The sequence below is a fragment of the Alteromonas sp. KUL49 genome, from assembly GCF_006538345.1.
Lineage (GTDB): Bacteria > Pseudomonadota > Gammaproteobacteria > Enterobacterales > Alteromonadaceae > Alteromonas.
Map to the genome: position 1 here is coordinate 19,769 of NZ_BJKL01000008.1, position 14,595 is coordinate 34,363.

The 14,595-nt window shown below is 44.4% G+C and carries 15 protein-coding genes; 10 read left to right on the plus strand and 5 right to left on the minus strand.

Annotated features, from left to right (window positions below; translation table 11 throughout):
* Position 1: 1 nt before the first annotated feature.
* From EYS00_RS14330 to EYS00_RS21010, 5 genes are all read left to right on the plus strand, one after another.
* Positions 2-949 (plus strand): cobalamin biosynthesis protein, encoded by a 948-nt coding sequence (locus EYS00_RS14330; RefSeq protein WP_130637795.1) that lies wholly within the window; start codon positions 2-4, stop codon positions 947-949.
* Between the two features lie 64 nt (positions 950-1,013).
* A complete protein-coding gene (locus EYS00_RS14335) occupies positions 1,014-1,409 on the plus strand; it encodes a DUF2721 domain-containing protein (protein WP_130637797.1) in 396 nt (131 codons plus the stop codon).
* Positions 1,396-1,977, plus strand: a complete 582-nt coding sequence (locus EYS00_RS14340; RefSeq protein WP_130637799.1) for a GNAT family N-acetyltransferase — start codon at positions 1,396-1,398, stop codon at positions 1,975-1,977. The genes EYS00_RS14335 and EYS00_RS14340 overlap by 14 nt, the downstream gene beginning before the upstream one ends.
* Before the next feature lie 13 nt (positions 1,978-1,990).
* Positions 1,991-2,707, plus strand: a complete 717-nt coding sequence (locus tag EYS00_RS21005; protein ID WP_258313031.1) for an FAD-binding oxidoreductase — start codon at positions 1,991-1,993, stop codon at positions 2,705-2,707.
* Positions 2,708-2,742: 35 nt separating this feature from the next.
* On the plus strand, positions 2,743-3,330 hold the full coding sequence (locus EYS00_RS21010) for an FAD-binding oxidoreductase (RefSeq protein ID WP_258313033.1): 588 nt from the start codon (positions 2,743-2,745) through the stop codon (positions 3,328-3,330).
* A gap of 246 nt (positions 3,331-3,576) precedes the next feature.
* On the opposite strand, the gene tyrS is transcribed toward EYS00_RS21010, so the two are convergent.
* Complete coding sequence (gene tyrS / locus EYS00_RS14350) at positions 3,577-4,776, minus strand: tyrosine--tRNA ligase (RefSeq protein WP_130637801.1); 1,200 nt, start codon at positions 4,774-4,776, stop codon at positions 3,577-3,579.
* A 324-nt stretch (positions 4,777-5,100) separates the two neighbouring features.
* Here tyrS and EYS00_RS14355 point away from each other — a divergent pair, with 324 nt between their 5' ends.
* Together EYS00_RS14355 and EYS00_RS14360 are read left to right on the plus strand one after the other, a co-directional pair.
* Positions 5,101-6,420 carry an OapA family protein gene (locus tag EYS00_RS14355; protein ID WP_130637803.1) on the plus strand — a complete coding sequence of 440 codons (1,320 nt, stop codon included), beginning with the start codon at positions 5,101-5,103 and terminating at the stop codon, positions 6,418-6,420.
* Between the two features lie 4 nt (positions 6,421-6,424).
* Entirely contained in the window at positions 6,425-7,585 is a 1,161-nt protein-coding gene (locus EYS00_RS14360) for an anhydro-N-acetylmuramic acid kinase (RefSeq protein WP_130637805.1), read from the plus strand.
* Here the strand turns inward: EYS00_RS14360 and EYS00_RS14365 are convergent.
* Both EYS00_RS14365 and EYS00_RS14370 read right to left on the minus strand, forming a co-directional pair.
* Complete coding sequence (locus EYS00_RS14365) at positions 7,582-8,028, minus strand: SRPBCC domain-containing protein (protein ID WP_130637807.1); 447 nt, start codon at positions 8,026-8,028, stop codon at positions 7,582-7,584. The genes EYS00_RS14360 and EYS00_RS14365 overlap by 4 nt on opposite strands.
* 119 nt (positions 8,029-8,147) lie before the next feature.
* Positions 8,148-9,950 (minus strand): PLP-dependent aspartate aminotransferase family protein, encoded by a 1,803-nt coding sequence (locus EYS00_RS14370; RefSeq protein ID WP_130637809.1) that lies wholly within the window; start codon positions 9,948-9,950, stop codon positions 8,148-8,150.
* Positions 9,951-10,068: 118 nt separating this feature from the next.
* Between EYS00_RS14370 and EYS00_RS14375 the strand changes: the two genes are divergently transcribed.
* Positions 10,069-11,040, plus strand: coding sequence for a D-2-hydroxyacid dehydrogenase (locus EYS00_RS14375; RefSeq protein ID WP_130637811.1), 972 nt, complete (start codon positions 10,069-10,071; stop codon positions 11,038-11,040).
* Here the strand turns inward: EYS00_RS14375 and EYS00_RS14380 are convergent.
* Together EYS00_RS14380 and erpA are read right to left on the minus strand one after the other, a co-directional pair.
* On the minus strand, positions 11,034-11,606 hold the full coding sequence (locus EYS00_RS14380; RefSeq protein ID WP_130637813.1) for a glutathione S-transferase family protein: 573 nt from the start codon (positions 11,604-11,606) through the stop codon (positions 11,034-11,036). The two genes, EYS00_RS14375 and EYS00_RS14380, sit on opposite strands and share 7 nt — an antisense overlap.
* Positions 11,607-11,699: 93 nt before the next feature.
* Complete coding sequence (gene erpA / locus EYS00_RS14385) at positions 11,700-12,044, minus strand: iron-sulfur cluster insertion protein ErpA (protein WP_130637815.1); 345 nt, start codon at positions 12,042-12,044, stop codon at positions 11,700-11,702.
* 311 nt (positions 12,045-12,355) lie between these two features.
* Here erpA and EYS00_RS14390 point away from each other — a divergent pair, with 311 nt between their 5' ends.
* Both EYS00_RS14390 and EYS00_RS14395 read left to right on the plus strand, forming a co-directional pair.
* Positions 12,356-13,600 (plus strand): right-handed parallel beta-helix repeat-containing protein, encoded by a 1,245-nt coding sequence (locus tag EYS00_RS14390; RefSeq protein ID WP_130637817.1) that lies wholly within the window; start codon positions 12,356-12,358, stop codon positions 13,598-13,600.
* Positions 13,593-14,567, plus strand: coding sequence for a hypothetical protein (locus EYS00_RS14395; RefSeq protein ID WP_130637819.1), 975 nt, complete (start codon positions 13,593-13,595; stop codon positions 14,565-14,567). Before EYS00_RS14390 ends, EYS00_RS14395 begins: the two co-directional genes overlap by 8 nt.
* Positions 14,568-14,595: the final 28 nt, after the last annotated feature.

The following is a 14,595-nucleotide window of genomic DNA, read 5'->3' on the forward strand; positions in this document are numbered from 1 at the left end:
GGTGGACTTTCTTTTATCCCAACCAGCGTTTGGTGCTTTACTGGTACTCTGGCTCGCCGTACTCGTTGACGTAAGTTGGCAATGGCCCCTTCGGAGTCACCCGTTAACCTTAATGCGCTATCTGGTTAAACAAATGGGGAAGAAAGTCCTACCGTCAACAGACTACGGTCCATCTCAACACTATATTTCCGGCGCGTTAGCAGGTTTGGTACTTCTGTCCCCACTGGTAGTTTGCTTAGGTATTTTGATATATATGGCAGAATACCCGATATTTTTTGAAGGTATTTTACTCGTCGCTTTGTTGGATTTTGGCTATCAACGGCGGCAATATAAAAAAGTGCTGAGCACCGTTGGTAAGAATAAAAAAGTACTTACTCGAGAATGGGTAGCCAAACTCGTCGCCAGAGACTGCAGTACGCTCACAGACGTTGGTGTCGCAAAAGCTGCAATAGAGTCATTATGGTTAAAGTTCGTATACCTATTTTGCGGCGTGTTACTGTACTTTGTATTGTTTGGTCCTATTGTCGCCTTGATATACAGACTCGTACTACTAACTTCATGGGAATGGCATTACCGAGACCCTAAAATGCGCTATTTTTCCCGTCCTGCCCGACTGCTTTGTTCTTTGTTTCTATGGTTGCCTACACTCTTTGCTGGACTAGTATTAATGCTGGTATCAAATCCACTTAACACCATAAAGTCAGCAATACAAAGCCCCGCAAAAGACAGAACATCACGCTTGCTCGCGATGTTTGGTAACGCATTAGATATTCAGCTTGGTGGGCCGGCCATTTATCATTCGATAAAGTATCGATACCCCAGAGTAGGTGGCAGTAAACAAGTCAAATTTTCCGATATGGTATATAGCTACCAACGTATTTCTAGTGCTATGGCAGTGGCAGTCGCTCTATTTTCAATTTTACTTATCGCTGTTTCTCAACCCACTTAAATTTTGACTCACAAAACGCTTTCGGTCTGATAGACTCTGTTTTTTCTGTTGTTCAAGAACCACCATGATTATTGATATCGCCACGCCTGCAATGCTGTTCCCTGCAATTTCATTATTGCTTTTGGCTTACACAAACCGATTTTTAACACTGGCTACGGTGATCCGAAACTTCTCTAAAGAAGAGCGAGACGAGAACACACAAGCGCAAATTAAAAACCTCAGGCAACGTATTCAGCTCATCAAACGAATGCAAATTGCGGGGGTGGGAAGTTTTTTTCTATGCGTAGTTTCTATGCTAGCGATTTACCTCACCTATCAACACGTGGGTAATTGGATTTTTGCTGCTAGTTTGGTCTCATTGTTATATTCATTGTGGATGTCAGTAAGAGAGATCCTAATTTCGGTGGAAGCATTGGACGTTCACCTTGACGGAATGAAAGAAAGTGATGACAACGATTAAACCCAGCGATATTGTCTATACGACGTTCCAACCACGTCACTTTCACCAGGTAATATCCTTAGGTAACCAAGTGCATGGTGATAACTATCTTTCCCCGACTACGCTACAAGACATCTACAACAAAGGATGGAAAGACGGTATCAACTGTAGTTTTGTCGCTTTACTGAACAATAAGATCGTAGGCTTTCGGTTAACTTATGCACCTGAGCAATGGCACAGTGATAAATGGGTGACTCCATCCTTATGGCCTGTCAGTAAGTCTCAGATGGCTTATTTCAAATGCAATACCGTAGCACCAGAAATGCAAGGCTTGGGCATTGGCAGTCAGTTACTGAAGCATTCAGTGAAGAAATCCAAAAAACAAGGCGCTAAAGCTGGTTTAGCACATATATGGTTAGCCAGCCCGGGCAATAGCGCATATAAGTATTTCACTAAAAATGGTGGAATACTGTTAAAGATACACCCTAATAAGTGGCAAGGCCTTGCACTTTACGAAGGCTATGTGTGCCCCGTGTGCCCGGGAATTTGCGAATGTGCCGCTGGTGAAATGATGCTAACCATAGATTAAGTACTTTCACGTAATGAGCGAGCATAACTACGATCCTCTAGTACAAACAGGAATTACTCCTTCTCTAGAAACACCTCAAACCTATTGGCACTCGACCCACCGGTGCAAAAGTCAGCCCTCACTTTCTCAACAACACACTTGTAACTACCTTGTGATCGGTGGTGGCTACACTGGACTGTCAGCTGCCATAACCCTTGCCGAGCATGGTAAAGACGTTACCTTAATTGATAGCCACCAGCCTGGCTTTGGATGTGCGGGGAGAAATGCAGGTTTTATTTTGTCAGGCAGTGGAAGACTCTCACTTTCTGCGATTGAAGACAAATGGGGTAAAGCCATTGCCCAAGGTATGAGTAATGAATTCGAAGCGGCGGTATCACTACTGAGAAATCGAATTGATCAGTACGATATGCAGGTAGATCTTGCTACTGGACCATACGTCAAACTTGCTCATTCAACCAAGCACGCTCGTCAATTATTAAAAAGCGCTGCAATGGCACAGGACAATTACGGTATACCCTTCACACCATTAACTCAGGGTACAGTAGAATCGCGATTCGGCATAGAGGGTATGTTTGGTGGAGTAGAGGTTAGCGGGGCATGCCTTCATCCGCTGAAACTCGTGGACGAATACACTAAAGTTGCAACCTCGGCCGGAGCAAACTTGTTTTACAACACACCGGCATTATCCTTATCTGAACCAACGCAAAAAAACGCACCTTCAATGTTGTAACGCCAAACGGCGAAATAAATGCGCAAAACATATTAATTGCTTCCAACGCCTACACCCCAATGGGTTTTCACCATTCAGTAAATGAGCGTCAATTCCCAGTACAATCCAGTATTTTCGTTACCGCACCATTAACCGACGAACAGATAGCCCGCACTGAGCTATGCTCCCCGGTGAGTTTTATGGACACACGAATGATGAAATACTACTACCGCGTGTTACCTGACGGCAGGCTACTGTTTGGTGGCAGAGGTGCAGTGGCAGGTAAGAACGCCAACAGCAGTAGTGAAAAACAACGACTGTATAAAGCGATGCTTCAGAGCTTTCCGGCACTTAAAAATATCGACGTTGAGTATTTTTGGAGTGGCTGGGTTAGCGTGTCTCTAGATTCGCTACCACGTATCTTCACGCAAATCGACAACCGAATAGGTTATGCCATGGGCTACTGTGGTTCAGGGGTAAGTTTTGCAGCATATGCAGGCCATCAACTCGCAAAGCGAATGCTCGACCAACCCGTTAACGACCAACTCCCAATCTATAAAACGCCCTTACCAAAATACCCATTCCCACAGTTAAGAAGAACCGCATTGCGCGCACTATACCAATGGGCAAGGGTATTCGAATAACCCGCAAATACAAAAGCGCCCCAGTAGCCAAAGAATGCGCTAACAAGTTTGTAACGACATCGATGAGGGAAAGCGAGGCACTTTTACGGCACGCCGCAAGCCCATCCATGGGGGCTCGGCTTCGGCATCCATGCCTCAGACGGCCTTAAAAAGTGCCTCACTGTCCCTCGTGTGTCACAAACTTCTCAGCTGGCTGGTACTATTCAGCTAAGGGGACGTTTCGGGCTGTATTTGCCGTATATCTTTTTAACCTAGCGTAATGCGAGCAAACTTACGTTTACCTACTTGATAAACGTTGGTGCCAGCTTCAGTAAGCGTAAGACGAGTATCTTCTACTTTTTCGCCGTTAATCTTTACTGCGCCTTGCTTAATCATACGCATAGCGTCAGAAGTAGAGCCTACTAACTTTGCTTCTTTGAGTAAGTTACCAATCGCAATACCTTCATCACCCAATGCAACATCAAGTTCTGGCATGTCGTCAGGAATAGCGTTCTTTTGGAAGCGCTGAATAAAGTCTTGATGCGCTGCTTCTGCGGCGGCTTCGTCGTGGAAACGTGCGATAATTTCTTTCGCTAGCAGGATCTTGATATCACGAGGATTTTCACCCGCTTCCATACGCGCTTTTAACGACGCAATTTCTTCAAGTGGGCGGAAGCTTACTAGGTCATAGTAACGCCACATCAAGTCGTCAGAGATTGACATCACTTTACCGAACATTTCAGTAGGCGAGTCAGTAATACCAATGTAGTTGTTGAGTGACTTAGACATTTTTTGCACGCCGTCCAAGCCTTCAAGTAACGGCACCATCACGATAGATTGCTGCTTTTGACCTTGGTCTTTTTGTAACTCGCGGCCCATTAACAGGTTGAAGCGTTGGTCAGTTCCACCCAGTTCTACGTCAGATTCTAGGGCTACCGAGTCCCAACCTTGTACCAATGGGTACAAGAACTCGTGAATTGCTATGGGCTGGCCATTTGAATAGCGTTTTTTAAAGTCATCACGCTCTAGCATACGCGCAACGGTTTGGCTGGCAGCTAACTTGATCATGCCTGCAGCGCCCAGTTGCTCCATCCATTCTGAATTGAAGCGGATCTGAGTTTTTTCTGGATCAAGAATTTTGAATACCTGCTCTTGGTAGGTTTTCGCATTCTCGAGTACCTGCTCTTTACTAAGCGGCTTACGAGTAACATTTTTACCGGTTGGGTCACCAATAAGGCCCGTAAAATCGCCAATAAGAAAGACCACATTGTGACCTAACTGTTGGAAGGTACGGAGCTTATTGATAAGCACTGTATGACCTAAATGAAGATCTGGCGCGGTTGGGTCAAACCCAGCTTTTACAGTTAAAGGTTTGCCCGACTTTAGCTTTTCAATTAAATCGTCTTCGGGGAGTATCTCATCAGTGCCCCGTTTAATTTCAGCTAGCGCTGTTTGCCAATCTTTCATTAGTTCGTTAACACTCTCAATTTTATAACCAATTTCTGGGTCAGCATTCTATAACAAACCAGGTGGATAAGTAATCACTTATCATGGACCTAGCCGTTTTTATGGGTTTCAGATGAACCAAACTCACAAACAAGGGTCGAAACTCGCGCTACAATAGGTTATGTTTAGGCCAATGTTGTAGATAAATTTCGCACTAAGACGAAAATTTACTCGGGCAATGCCCAACTGATGTAATCAATGCGCTAAATCACCTGAGTTACATTAGCATTCAACCAGAGCATAGGATTCTGGCTGGACAGCTTTGCGCTTAGGTTAGGTAGTCTTATGAATATTAGAAATAAAGCTAAAGAAACCATAAATTTATTCAAACAATTACCGAAGCATCATCAAACTGGTCTTGCGGTGGCTAGTGCATTTATTTGTGGCCTACTACTATTTCCTTCAGAGTCCGTCGAGGCTAGCCGTCACAGTGACGTATCAATGCTAACCCCTGGTGTTCGTCACGCGCTTGATATAGAGATTTCGCCATCCAGCGAAATTATTGACTTTGAAGATACCTCTCAGTGGAAAACCTTTACCGTACGTAGTGGCGATACACTGGCAAAAGTTTTCAGCCGCGCAGGATTGTCCGCTCGAGATGTATATAACGTAACGCAATTAGGAGACGTAGCTAAACCTCTCATTGCATTGCGCCCAGGGGATGAAATTGCCTTCTTAACGGGCGAGGATAATGCCTTTGACGAACTTAGATACAAACTCTCTTCCACTGACACGCTGATTGTTCGTGCGTCAGGCGTGAACGGCGCTTTGGAAGCCGCCATCGATACTAGAGATATTGATATTCGTCACAATTTTGCTCAGGGTGAAATTGACTCAAGTTTCTGGAATGCTGCAACAAAAGCAGGTTTAACCAGCAACCAAATCATGAATCTAGCCGGTATTTTCGGTTGGGATATCGACTTCGCCATGGAAATACGCGAAGGCGATACCTTCAATGTAGTTTTTGAAGAGCAATACATTGAAGGTGAATTTGTTGGCTATGGTGACATAGTCGCCGCAGAGTTCGTTAACCAAAACGAGACCTTTCAAGCGGTGCTTCATGAAGACGGTAACTATTACACACCTGAAGGTCGCAGTATGCGCAAGAGCTTCTTGCGTGCACCAATTAATTTCAAGTATGTAAGTTCTAACTTTACCAAAGCGCGTTTCCACCCTGTTCAAAAACGTTGGAAAGCACACCGAGGTACTGACTATGTGGCTGCGGTTGGCACCCCTGTCATGGCTGCGGGTGATGGCAAAGTGATTAAATCAGGCTACGACAGATTTAACGGACATCACGTGTTTGTTCAACACGGTGAAACGTACACCACCAAATATCTTCACTTCAAGAGTCGTGCAGTTCGTGTTGGTGAAACCGTTCGTCAAGGACAAACCATTGGTTATCTTGGTAGCACTGGTATGGTTACTGGTGCCCACCTGCACTATGAATTCTTAGTCGATGGTGTACACAGAAACCCCCGAACTGTAGAGCTGCCGAACCCACTGCCAATAGCTGAAGAAGAACGAGCAGCCTTTATGGCCATTGCGGAAGTTCGTGTAGCACAATTGAACAACAACAAGCGTATTATGCTAGCGATGCGTTAAAGCTATGGCGTATTACATTGGCCTTATGTCAGGAACCAGTATGGACGGCGTTGATGCCGTACTTTGTGACATAGGGCCGGACTATTGCCACACGCTAGAAGCTTACACAGAACACTACTCAGCCGAACTTTTAGAAAGACTTCACAGCCTTTGTCGCGCAGGACACAATGAAGTTAACTTGGTCGGTAGCGCAGAACGTGCAGTCGCCCAATATTTTGCCAAAGCCACCCATGGTGTGCTGGAAAAATCCGGTGTCGATGCTAGCCAAATTAAAGGGTTGGGCTCTCACGGTCAAACGATTAGGCACTTTCCCGATGGGCTTTCAAAGACGGTTGACAAACCCAACTCTCGTTCAGAATTAGACCTTGGATTTACCACACAAATCGGCTGCCCACACACATTAGCAGTGTTGACGGGCATTGATGTTGTAAGCGATTTTAGACGCAAAGATGTTGCTTTAGGCGGTCAAGGAGCACCTTTAGTGCCGGCCTACCACAACGCTGTTTTTGCTCACAACGACGCCGCTCGCATTATTGTTAACTTAGGCGGTATTGCAAACATTTCAATACTATCACCGACTAATGCCTGCAAAGCTCCCTTGGGTTATGACACAGGTCCAAGCAATACCTTGATGGACGCTTGGTGCAAACTGCATACGGGGAAAAGCTACGATACTAACGGTGAGTTTGCCCAAAAAGGCACCGTGCTCAAAGCGCTATTAAATGCCTGTCTAAACGACCCATATTTCACTTTACCATACCCTAAAAGTACGGGCAGAGAATATTTCAACCTTGCATGGCTCGCTAGCAAGGGCGAATCACCTCTTGAGAACTATAAGCCTGAAGATGTACAAGCTACCCTATTACAACTCACCGCAAAAAGTGTGTGCAATGCAATAGTGCAACACAAGTTACTCCCTAATACAGATGTGATTCTTTGTGGTGGAGGGGTGTTTAATTCTGTATTGGTTGATGCCATTAGAGAGCAGCTACCTAACTTCAATGTGTTTAGCAGCCAAGTATTAGGACAACACCCTCAACATATTGAAGGCGCAGCCTTTGCCTGGTTAGCTTACGCTTATGACAATAGTATCCCCGGCAATGTCCCCGCCGTGACAGGAGCAAGCCGCTCCTGCGTGTTGGGTACTAAAACGCTGGCAACTTAGTTGACAACTTCAGGACGAAATGAGAGTTGAGCGAGCTTTTCTAGACAAGACATCCAACCGTATTGATGTTGGTCTCGCTCTTGCTCATTCATAAAACCCGAATGAACAAGAGTAACCTCTACTGATTCCTCGTTCACCTCTTTAAAAGTGATATCCACGTGAGTCATTATCGATTCTTCTTGGTTGTCTTCCCACGCCCAGCTAAACACTAGCTTTTCATCTTCAGCAATAGCAACATACTCTCCAGTGAGTGACATCTCGCCCCCGGTAGGTTCGAGCATTTTAATGCGATAGCGGCCACCCTCAGCAAAATTATTTACGACTTGCGATACCATACAATCGCCCGGTGCCATCCACTCAAAGAGTAATTCAGGATCGTGAAACGCAGCATAAGCAATAGTCGTAGGCATGTTTAAAACAAAGTTAAGCGTGAACTGGTGCATGGTAAAACCTCAAAAGTAAGTGGCCAAATAACGCCATTGTTTTATTTTATCGGCCACTTCAGAGATTTACTTAAATCAGATCCTATTTGGAGTTTGTCCCTAATTCATCCAGTTCATGCTTAATCTTCATTGCCGAGTAGCGTTGACAAACTAGGCGTGCTTGAGAAGTGCTGAGCACAGACCTTTTCAGTAATACTAGTGTAAAGTTTATCTAGCTCGTCACTGTTCATAAATGCATTACAAAATCCCGGCTCATGAGGCTCGATAATCGCTTTGGCTGCTAGTACAAATTGAGCGATTAAGGTTTTCACGTCGTCGGTGCCCATGGCAATACGCATTGTTGTTAGCGTGATCCCTGCCTTTTCTTGCTCTCCAGTACTCAACTCAGAATGAGACGTCAACGCAGGACAAAGAATAATGGTGTTGTTTTGCCCAATACTGACTTGATGACTAAACGCAGGCTCAAGCGCATCAAAAAAACGAGTAAATACATCTCGAGACAGGTTTGCAGGTGCCATATCTACCGTAAACAAATTACATGGCCAACCATGAGTGTGCTGCTTTTCTCGAAGCGCTGCGTTGTCATGATGCGGCAATGCGTGACAATTCACTCGAACCTTGGGATGAGACGCCAAAAACGCAGTAAATACCTGTGTGTTGATAACCTTATTCATCATGCGTTGCGACAGGGTTTTCATTCCATTAAGTACGTCGAAGGCTTTTTCTGAGTCGAGAAAAGCACCTTTGATGTAGTACACATCCCAAAACAAAGTGCGGGACCAATCTACACCATCAACGCTACTACCCTTGGGTTGAAACATTCGGTGCATTTCTCCGATCACCACACCCGCTGTGGTTGCCCCGCTTCCACATATATCTTTAGTGTAGCTATGAACGACATAGTCAGGTCGACAGGCTTTTTCGGTATGTTGCAAAGGCGTATGGAGCACAGGAGTGGCTAAGGTAGAGTCCAGCATCACTAACGCTCCGTCATTGTGCGCAAGCTGGCAAATTCCCGGTACGTCTAGTACAAAGCCATGGGGGTTACAGGGTGATTCAAGGTAAACATGCAGATTAGCGCCACCGGCCAGCCTTTCTGCATGTTTTTGTTTAGTCTCTTCAAGGAAGACGTCAAACTCAGTAGTCTCGTATCCATCGAACCACGCGATTTGAATGTCCATTCGGTGTGACTTGGCAAAGTAATCATGCAGTAGCTGGTACACTCCCCCGTAGACATTTCGAGAAACGATAAGCACATCACCATGATGCAAAACGTTCGACAACAAAGCATCTATTGCGGCCATACCAGAGTTAAAATTCCACGCCATGTAATCGGCTGCATAGGGGCCAGCTTCCATATCTACAATGGCATTTGCCAGAGAAATATTAGTGGGGTTCAACAAGCGCGAGTATATCTGATGAGTAAATTCTTTACCTTGAAACGCATCGTCTACCCATTCTGTACAGGCATAAACATAAGTGGCAGTGCGGACGATAACAGGCGTAGCCGAAAACAGCGCAGTAACATTGTCAAACAACGGATAATGCGCTTGCGTGCCGCTTCCCCCTGATAGGCTCTGATAGGTCGCTCTAAAGGGGTTTTGTAACGTATCGAGTATTTTTGCTATTTGGAAAGAGAGAAACTTCTTAGCGTTGAAATAAGCTAATTTATCCTCTTTGCTCAGCGTTTTCAGCGTGCTGCTGGTGATGTCCCAAAGCTGCATCATATCTGTCTGTGCGTGATATAAGTGATTCGCTGTATTGGCGAGTGCTGAGCCATACTCAGAGTCTTGCTCAATACCAAAATGGCTCAACTGCTCTGCAACGAGATCCTCGATGTTTTCAGCATTCGAGGTATTTCGTCGTGGTGAAAGACGTTTAGCATGTTCTATTGAACCGTTATTGTGTAGGGTATTACTCATGGAATACTTCTCCTCTTTTGTTACGAAAATGTAAATTCAATCGATACGCTTTTGAATACCTAGGGCAATGACAAGCACCTAAACAAGAGGAAAGAAATGTTTACTAACAGCGAAGTTTATGAGCGAATTCGACACATCAAATAGCACACTGACCATTCTAAGCAGAGATGCCAAAGCCCTAGAGCATTGGATTAATGCGCATGAAAGCCATAGCGTAGCGAGTAGTCTGCCGATAGTGCAATGCACTGATAACCCTAATGCAATCGACAAACAGCGAGTGAGTGTGCTTCTTTCTGATCCTGATCTTGCCGTTCAAATTATTCCACAATGCAAAAATCTACAGTGGTGCCAATCCACGTGGGCGGGGAATGCGCCCCTACTCGCCCTTGAAAAAAACGACTATCAACTCACGGGTATCAAAGGCATTTTCGGCAAGTTAATGCGGGAATATGTGTTTGCCCATTTACTTTATTTTTCGCGAAATATTCCAACCTTTCAGGCAAACCAAGCACAATCCCCGCCTGTCTGGTGTGGATCTACACGGTCCCCTCTTATCGGTAAAACACTGGGCGTACTTGGTGCCGGAGATATAGCGAAAAGCCTTATCCCCGTAGCACAAAGTTTTGATATGAAACTTGTTGGACTAACTCGCTCAGGAGCACAACAAGCAGGATATGAGCGAATCTATTCAGTAGATGAGCTAGAGCGGTTTGCATCGCGATGTGACGCTGTTGTTAACCTAATGCCCGACACGCCTGGGACTCGGGGAATACTAAATCGAGTATTTTTCAGGGCGTTGCCTGAAAATGCCATATTGATAAACGCTGGAAGAGGCAGTGCAATTGTTGAGTCAGCACTACTTGAGGCATTGGATTGTGGCAGGTTGAAAGCAGCCATTTTAGATGTATTTGATATTGAACCTTTGCCCAGTAATCACACTTTTTGGCATCATCCCAATATTATGATCACTGCTCACACAGCTGCCGAATCTAGCCCAGAGGACGTTGCTTCAGTGTTTTGCACTAACGCGAAACGCTTTTTAAACAACGAACCTCTGATGTACCAGTTTGATTTTGCTAAAGGCTACTGACGAGGATCGGTAGCAGTTAGCTCTATACGATCCTGATGCTTCTCATGAAACTCTAACAGTGTTGGATAGGAAGCGAAGTCGTGTAACTCTCGGAAAATACACCAATCCACCATAGTGTATAAACATATCTCTGGATAACTCCATCCAGAAAAGCCACCCTCTAACAACTGAGCTTCCAATGTAGAAAGCACCGCTTCAATACGTTCATTCTGTAAACGGAAATACAACTTCTCATCGTTAATATCGAACTCAGAACGCTGTAATATGAGAAGCTGTACAAAAGAGTCGTTAGCAGCATCGATTAAGGTGAGTAGATTTTCTTCTTCCCATGTCAGCGGGTCAAGATTGAGCTTTTCAGACAAGTAGCTGTGAATAACTCGAGAATCGAAAATCATCTCCCCTTCATCTTCTAAACAGGGGACTTTTAATGTGGGGTTTCTTGAGGCGAGTAACTCTCGATCTTTACCCCCAAAAATCTGTAGGTCAATAAACTCATGGGGAGTTTGTGCCAAGACAATCCGAATGCGTCGAACATATGGCGATGTGGTAGAACCGTATAGTTTCATGACTACTTCCCTTCTTTGTATGAATATGTGCCAGTGTAGGCATAAAGCGACTTACAAAGAAAGGGAAATAGAAAGTACTGATATAACCGAGAGCTAGATGCTAAAGCTGGAACCGCAACCGCAGGTTGTCGTCGCATTTGGGTTTTCCACCAAAAAACGAGCGCCTTCTAGGCCGTCAACATAATCAACAACACCACCAACGAGGTATTGAAGGCTCATAGGATCTACGACCAAGGTAACGCTGTCTTTCTCAATGGTCATGTCACCTTCGTTAACTTTCTCGTCAAACGTGAAGCCATATTGAAAACCAGAGCAACCGCCACCCGTTACATAAACCCGTAACTTTAACTCTGGGTTTTCCTCTTCCGTGATGAGCGCTTTCACTTTACTTGCCGCAGCATCTGAAAATTCGATGGGCAACGCTGTTTCTACAGACATACCTTCCTCTCGCACTACACGTGCTATCAAACAAAACTGCGGAGATTATCTAATACCTGAGTAAATCAATCAAGTATAGCGAAAGGAAAGCGGCATAGTTTAATGGGGCAAGTGGCTAACTTCGCCATTAGTCTAAATTTGTTTAAAAAAAGCTGCATAAAACCACTCAACTATTTACCCTCCAAAAACAATTAAAACAAATCATTAACAATCTTTAACAACTAAAAATAATCAAAATAACGCAGAATTGCGCCCATACATGGCCAAAAACCTTGAGTGACTGGTCGAATAAAGAGGAAATAGGAGAACGTATGAAAGTTAAAACACCAGCAAAGCTATTCAACACAGTAGTCAGTATGGCTGCTGCGGTAGCATTGAGTTTTGGTCTTTCAGGTAACGCGACAGCAACAGAAAATAGTTGTACCGCTAACCCATTTAATCCGGCAAGTGGAGATGTTGCAGGCTTGGTACAAGCACTACAACGCGCAACCAACACAGGACAGGCCGTGACAATAACAGGGACGTTCACTATTGATGAGCCTATTAAAATCGTTGTACGACGAGATTTGACGGTAGATGCTACAGGTGCGTCATTTCGTGCAGCCGAAGGACTCAATGGCGATATGTTCAGTCTAGACGTAGTTGAAACTAGTTCTGATACTTGCCGTTACAGTGATGGGCGTAACGCTAATGTGACTTGGACCGGGGGTAACTTTGAGTTTTCAAAGGCACTGAACTCTACCACCGTCCCCATTCAAAGCAGAGTACCAGCATCAAGACAAGGTACTGAAGCCACTGCAGATGCTTTATCTATCAGAGGGGCCTGGAATAACGGACCTCAGCGTATTGATAATGCCATAGTTAATAACGTGCTCATGAGAGGTACCATTGGTGCGGGGAAAACGGCTTTTGACGCTGGTGGTGACAGTGGAGTGTTCATGAGTTCGGTTAAACGTGGAGAGGTGAATAATAGCCAATTCTACGGAATTAGAGATGCCGCAATATACGTGTCTGCAAATAATTCTGACGCAACCATGCGAAGTGAATTTCACCTTGTTAACAACATTATTAAACGCGTGTATGACGGGATCTCGAGCAAGCGAGGTGCTGACGGTATTGTAATGCGACTTAACTATGTTGAAGACAGTGCTGTGGCATTAAGCATTAAGGAAAATATTTCCGGTCGATTAGCGTCTAATATCACTATTGACGAAAATCAAATTGTTCGCTCAGTGCGCGGGATTTTGTTAGAAAACACGCGCAACACTCGTGTAACGAATAATACACTGCGAAGCTTAGGCGGATTGGTTGCAGGTTCAGAATCTCCATTAGGTGGTGGAGGTAAATATCGTGGTGTCATTTTTGAGGGTTTAGGCGGCACTGACAATGAATTAATTGACAATACGTTTAATGGTGATGGCTCAACCGCTGCACGCCAAGCAAAAACCGTAATAGCAGTATCCAATACATCGCTAAACGGAAAAACGAACGCGCCGTATGTTAGTTCTGGAAACACCTTTAATACATACATCGACCAGCAACTTATAAATGAATAAGGCATACTACTTTTTAGCTGCAACCCTAACCGCAAGCCTCGTGCTTGCGGTTAGATTTGTTATTCAGCTTGAAGTTGAAGCTCCGCGCACATCGCTTAATAACAACTCAACACACTCTGAAGAAAAAAATGAAGCCGAATTTGCTACTAGCCTATATCTAACGCAGAGTGCTTCAAAGGTACCTGTATCATTAAATTCTTCCACTTCTACACACGTCATTCACCCCGCTCAAAGAGCTCAGAGTGTAGAACAATGGCTAGACATATTGGCTGGTGAATTAACAGAAGATACTATTGCCAACTTTCCTAGTGCTGCAAGTCATACCCTTGCTGAAGCAGCTGCTAACAGCGATAGTGTCTATTACCAAGTCTTGCGATTGTTTACAGAAGCTAAGGCTGGTGAAAAGAAGTATTTTCTTCAAGCAATTCTAATGCAAGGCAATTCATTACAACGAATCGTTGCAATCGACAGCTTGCTTTATAGCGAACAACAAAGCGACATCAACGCTGCGATTGATCTGACGTTTTCACTAGAAAACCATCAACTTCTGGCTGATTACGTCAACGATATTTTTACGTTGGATTTGAGGGCGATGCACTACGAACGGCTTTTTAAACACTTATCAAAAACAGAGCATAAAAACTTAGCACAACATTTTTCTGATGATATTTTTCGGGTTTATCAAATGTCAGACAACAATACCTTGCAATATCAAGCGCTCAAGGTATTACTTAAAAACACAGATGCTCGAAGTATAAATATTCAACAACTACTTCTAGAAGCGCCTGCCGCTAACATCGCCTCTTTACTGAAGTTGATTCGAAGGTTGTTCTTTTCTGACAAGAGAAAACTTGGTGATATTTCTCTGCTAGCATCTACCATCAATAGAATTGCACAAAACCAAAACCTATCAGGCGACGAACAAGCACTAGCAGAAGAGCTAATTTCTATCCTCAAGTTGCCGTAAGATCTTCGGCAATGTTAAAAAAACCACT

What these genes read in the sequence shown, in the direction of transcription:
- EYS00_RS14380 (WP_130637813.1), bottom strand. Translation starts at nt 11,606, where the DNA reads ATGAAACTATACGGTTCTACCACATCGCCATATGTTCGACGCATTCGG.
- EYS00_RS14365 (WP_130637807.1), bottom strand. Translation starts at nt 8,028, where the DNA reads ATGCACCAGTTCACGCTTAACTTTGTTTTAAACATGCCTACGACTATT.
- tyrS (WP_130637801.1), bottom strand. Translation starts at nt 4,776, where the DNA reads ATGAAAGATTGGCAAACAGCGCTAGCTGAAATTAAACGGGGCACTGAT.
- EYS00_RS14375 (WP_130637811.1), top strand. Translation starts at nt 10,069, where the DNA reads ATGAGCGAATTCGACACATCAAATAGCACACTGACCATTCTAAGCAGA.
- EYS00_RS14395 (WP_130637819.1), top strand. Translation starts at nt 13,593, where the DNA reads ATGAATAAGGCATACTACTTTTTAGCTGCAACCCTAACCGCAAGCCTC.
- EYS00_RS14355 (WP_130637803.1), top strand. Translation starts at nt 5,101, where the DNA reads ATGAATATTAGAAATAAAGCTAAAGAAACCATAAATTTATTCAAACAA.
- EYS00_RS14390 (WP_130637817.1), top strand. Translation starts at nt 12,356, where the DNA reads ATGAAAGTTAAAACACCAGCAAAGCTATTCAACACAGTAGTCAGTATG.
- EYS00_RS14335 (WP_130637797.1), top strand. Translation starts at nt 1,014, where the DNA reads ATGATTATTGATATCGCCACGCCTGCAATGCTGTTCCCTGCAATTTCA.
- EYS00_RS14340 (WP_130637799.1), top strand. Translation starts at nt 1,396, where the DNA reads ATGACAACGATTAAACCCAGCGATATTGTCTATACGACGTTCCAACCA.
- EYS00_RS14370 (WP_130637809.1), bottom strand. Translation starts at nt 9,950, where the DNA reads ATGAGTAATACCCTACACAATAACGGTTCAATAGAACATGCTAAACGT.
- EYS00_RS21005 (WP_258313031.1), top strand. Translation starts at nt 1,991, where the DNA reads ATGAGCGAGCATAACTACGATCCTCTAGTACAAACAGGAATTACTCCT.
- erpA (WP_130637815.1), bottom strand. Translation starts at nt 12,044, where the DNA reads ATGTCTGTAGAAACAGCGTTGCCCATCGAATTTTCAGATGCTGCGGCA.
- EYS00_RS14360 (WP_130637805.1), top strand. Translation starts at nt 6,425, where the DNA reads ATGGCGTATTACATTGGCCTTATGTCAGGAACCAGTATGGACGGCGTT.